Here is a 3520-nt window from a genome sequence, read left to right on the forward strand (position 1 = left end):
ATAATCTGTCTTAATAGATTGAAAGACAAAATATTGACTTCTTTATTTTGATGAGATCCATTAAGAGACTTGGTATGAAAGCTGCAAAAGGAATATCAATGGTAATATTTGTAACAATTATTGCTATCGCTACTAAGCTTTTTATTTTGGAAGTATATGTGGTTCCATCCAGATCAATGGAGCCCGAGATCAGAACTGGTGAGTATATTTTGGTTAGTAAATTAATATATGGTCCGAAATGGCCAGAAAGTCCTTTGGAAATACCTTTATTCAACCTACTTGCGCTTAGTAATGATTTTTTTTTGTGGTTCAATAATACCTCTTGGAGATATAAAAGATGGCCAGTTGGAAGAAAGGTTGCAAGGGATGATGTATTTGTTTTTCATGGACCTTGGAAAAGCAAAATGATACTAGTAAAAAGATGCAAAGGATTACCCGGGGAAATTTTGGAATTGAGTAATGGTTATCTGGTTATTAATAATCAACTGATCGTCGAAAAAAATGCTGTTAGTTGTAAATATTATAGTAAAATCACTGCTGAAAGAACTATTCAAAGCTACAATGAAGACGTAATTAAGATTTATCAAACATCTCCGGGAAATAGAAGCATTGATGATTATGGACCTGTCGAAATACCATCTTCTGGTGCAACAATTAATATTAAACAATACTCTTCAGATATTATGAAGCATTATTTTAGAATAATCAAGAGTTTTGAAAACCCGTCATTTCAAGATTCTTTATTTATGAAGAATCTTGACGATTCAACTTTTACATTTATGAATAACTACTACTTTGTTATGGGTGACAATAGAGATAATTCTTTAGACTCACGCAAATGGGGGATGATACCCGAACAATCGATAATAGGCAAAGTATTATTCTGAAGTCTACAGGATAAGTACAGGTGCTTATGACAACCTTACTACAATATATTCACAATATGGTTGGCTTAGATGTTAAATGCCTGTAACTTCTTCAAATAAATATTTTTGGGAATTGTACATAAACTTGACTTTTCCAAAGGTCCAAAATGAACTTTTGGAATTGGTTGTATTTTGCTATTACTGACCAGACTGAAATTCTGATGTCTTTTTCTGACTCACCATACAAAGTTTTTGAAATGCAAAACTTTTGATCTATATTGGTCTAATTATCCACAAAATATTAAATGTCATGAAAAAAAAGATTTCAATGTTGATCTTAGGATTATTCATTTCTGGGATCGCTATGTTTAACTTACTTGCAAGTTTTGAATTTGATAAAAATTCGCAAAGGCTAAGTTTAAACGATCTACGAATTGGTGCTACAGCACAAGCAGAATTAGTGATTCCTGGTTACTATAGTTTAGCGGCTTACTGCCCTAATAGTAGCGATATTTATCTTTATTGTGTATGGTCTGGAGATGGTTGTATTCAAACATCATGTAATTGAATTTTTAAGAGTGCTGCAAAACATGCAGCATCTCTTTACCTTAAATTATCTTTAGAAAAATTTCTAAGAGATTCTTAGGGCTAAGTCATTTTAATTTTTTTGATTACAAAAAGTAGTAGGAACAATTATAGCGTATTTGGCAAGACTGGCTTTAGGTTAAAGAAGTGAGTGTACATGAGTACATTGGTGGCTGATTTTGTATATAAATAAAATTCTTTAGGAATATAATGTTGGAGTTGTCGGTTTTAATTTACTAAAATATGAGCAAACTTAAGCTTCAGTACATACTTTTAATATTGCTAATTAGTAGTCTTCTCTCTAATTGTGATAGCAATGTTGAGTCAAAGTCACATACAGAATTGATAAGAATAAAGATAGGATCAAACGAGAGAGACCAAAAAAAAGATATTTTAAATATTCTGCAAGATTTGTCTTTTATTCCCTTGGAAACAAATAGCGAATCGCTAATTAGAAGAATAGCTAAAGTTGAGAACGTAGAAGACAGATTGTATATTCACGATCAAATGAATGATGCAATACTTGTATTTGACATTGACGGTACATTTCTTCATAAAATAGGTTCAATCGGAGCAGGTCCTGGTGAATTTATTGATTTGCAAGATTTTTGTATTGATAGAAGTTCAAATGAAGTGTTAATCTTATCTACTGGTAAGCGACAAGTATTAAGATACTCCTTGGATGGGATACACCTTGAAACAAGTAATTTACCCTTTCAGTCATGGAGTATTAATCAAATGGGTACAAATTACTACGCTCATAATGTTGGTTATTTTGATGATCAAAATACTAATTTGAAAATTATGGGAAGCAACCATGAAAATATTGTTAATTCATTATTCGAATTTCCTAGCTCATTGCACGCCATTGGATTACTAGCTCTGACAGGAAATATAACAAGTAATAATGAAGGACTTTTATACAGTGACCAAACCTCTTCATATATACATCAGGTAACATTAAATGGTAAACATTATCCAAAATATTTTATTGATTTTGGTGATTCTTTTTGGCCAGAAGAAGAAAGATATGAGTTCGAGGCTTTTTTTAGAAAAGCACAAAATAGGGAATTGAATTTTTTATCAAATTCTTATGAGGAAATTGAAGACAAGTTGGTATTTGGTTACACTATTAAATCTACTATCAATGGCAAGCCTACTCCACTCTTAAACGCATTCTACAATAGATCTACAAAACAACTATTTGATCATACAAACATCATAAACAATATGAGTTACGTATTGCTTAGCCCTCCGGTTGGTGTAATGGAAAATAGTTACTTCATTTCAATATTGTATTCCGAAAGTTATGATTATTTTCTTGATAAATATGAAAATGATCCTCTTTGGGAAGAGCTTTTTTCGAGTAATCCGATTGGTTCAAATCCAATAGTTTGTCTTTTCAAATTTTAGAATAATGTTAAAAAGTATACTGTTTTTAATTATTGGTTTACTAATACCAATACTAATAGTCACCATATTGAATATCGATTATCTAAGGACTCCAACCCAATTATTTACGGAGGTCACTGTTAAAAATCATGTAATTGATTTGGGATTGGTTGATACAACAAAAAATTTAGTAGGAGTTTTTGAACTGCAGAATACTGGAAAAAATGACTTAGTTATTAATGATGTTCAAGTATCATGTTTATGCACTGTTGTTGATTGGCCTAAAGGCCGTATAGCCCCGAATGAGAGTGTAAAGATTGAGGTTGAATACAATCCAAAATCATCAGGATTTTTCAATCAGAAGATTCAAGTATTTTGCAATATTGAAAATTCGCTGATTATTCTGATTTTGAAAGGAAAAGTAGAATTGTAAAATTTCGATTTTCCGAGACTGTAATCTCAACTCTGTCTAAGCTTTGAATTTAGTTTTAAAATTTATAAGTATTAGACATGAGTGAACAAGAGAAAGAAACCCTAAAAGAGAAAGCACTACGACAATTTAAGAATGGAGAGCCCTTATTTGGGAAAGATGGAGCATTTGCCCCAATGCTGAAGGAGTTTTTGGAGGAGGCTCTGGAAGCTGAGATGGACGGCCACCTGGCTAGTGACGAATCTGG

The 3520-nt window shown here is 31.9% G+C and carries 4 protein-coding genes and 1 pseudogene; all 5 read left to right on the forward strand.

Going from position 1 to position 3520, the window contains the following annotated elements:
* Positions 1–74: 74 nt before the first annotated feature.
* The gene (gene lepB, locus RLO81_RS05695) at positions 75–887 is read left to right on the forward strand and encodes a signal peptidase I (protein WP_350108492.1); all 813 of its coding nucleotides are present in this window, start codon (positions 75–77) and stop codon (positions 885–887) included.
* 289 nt (positions 888–1176) lie between these two features.
* Entirely contained in the window at positions 1177–1434 is a 258-nt protein-coding gene (locus RLO81_RS05700; protein ID WP_350108495.1) for a hypothetical protein, read from the forward strand.
* Between the two features lie 260 nt (positions 1435–1694).
* The gene (locus RLO81_RS05705; RefSeq protein WP_350108498.1) at positions 1695–2864 is read left to right on the forward strand and encodes a DUF4934 domain-containing protein; all 1170 of its coding nucleotides are present in this window, start codon (positions 1695–1697) and stop codon (positions 2862–2864) included.
* 4 nt (positions 2865–2868) lie between these two features.
* The gene (locus tag RLO81_RS05710) at positions 2869–3276 is read left to right on the forward strand and encodes a DUF1573 domain-containing protein (protein ID WP_350108501.1); all 408 of its coding nucleotides are present in this window, start codon (positions 2869–2871) and stop codon (positions 3274–3276) included.
* 77 nt (positions 3277–3353) lie between these two features.
* Positions 3354–3520, forward strand: a pseudogene (locus RLO81_RS20660) (IS256 family transposase); the annotation flags it as partial.

Source organism: Fulvivirga sp. (genome assembly GCF_040220315.1).
GTDB lineage: Bacteria > Bacteroidota > Bacteroidia > Cytophagales > Cyclobacteriaceae > Fulvivirga.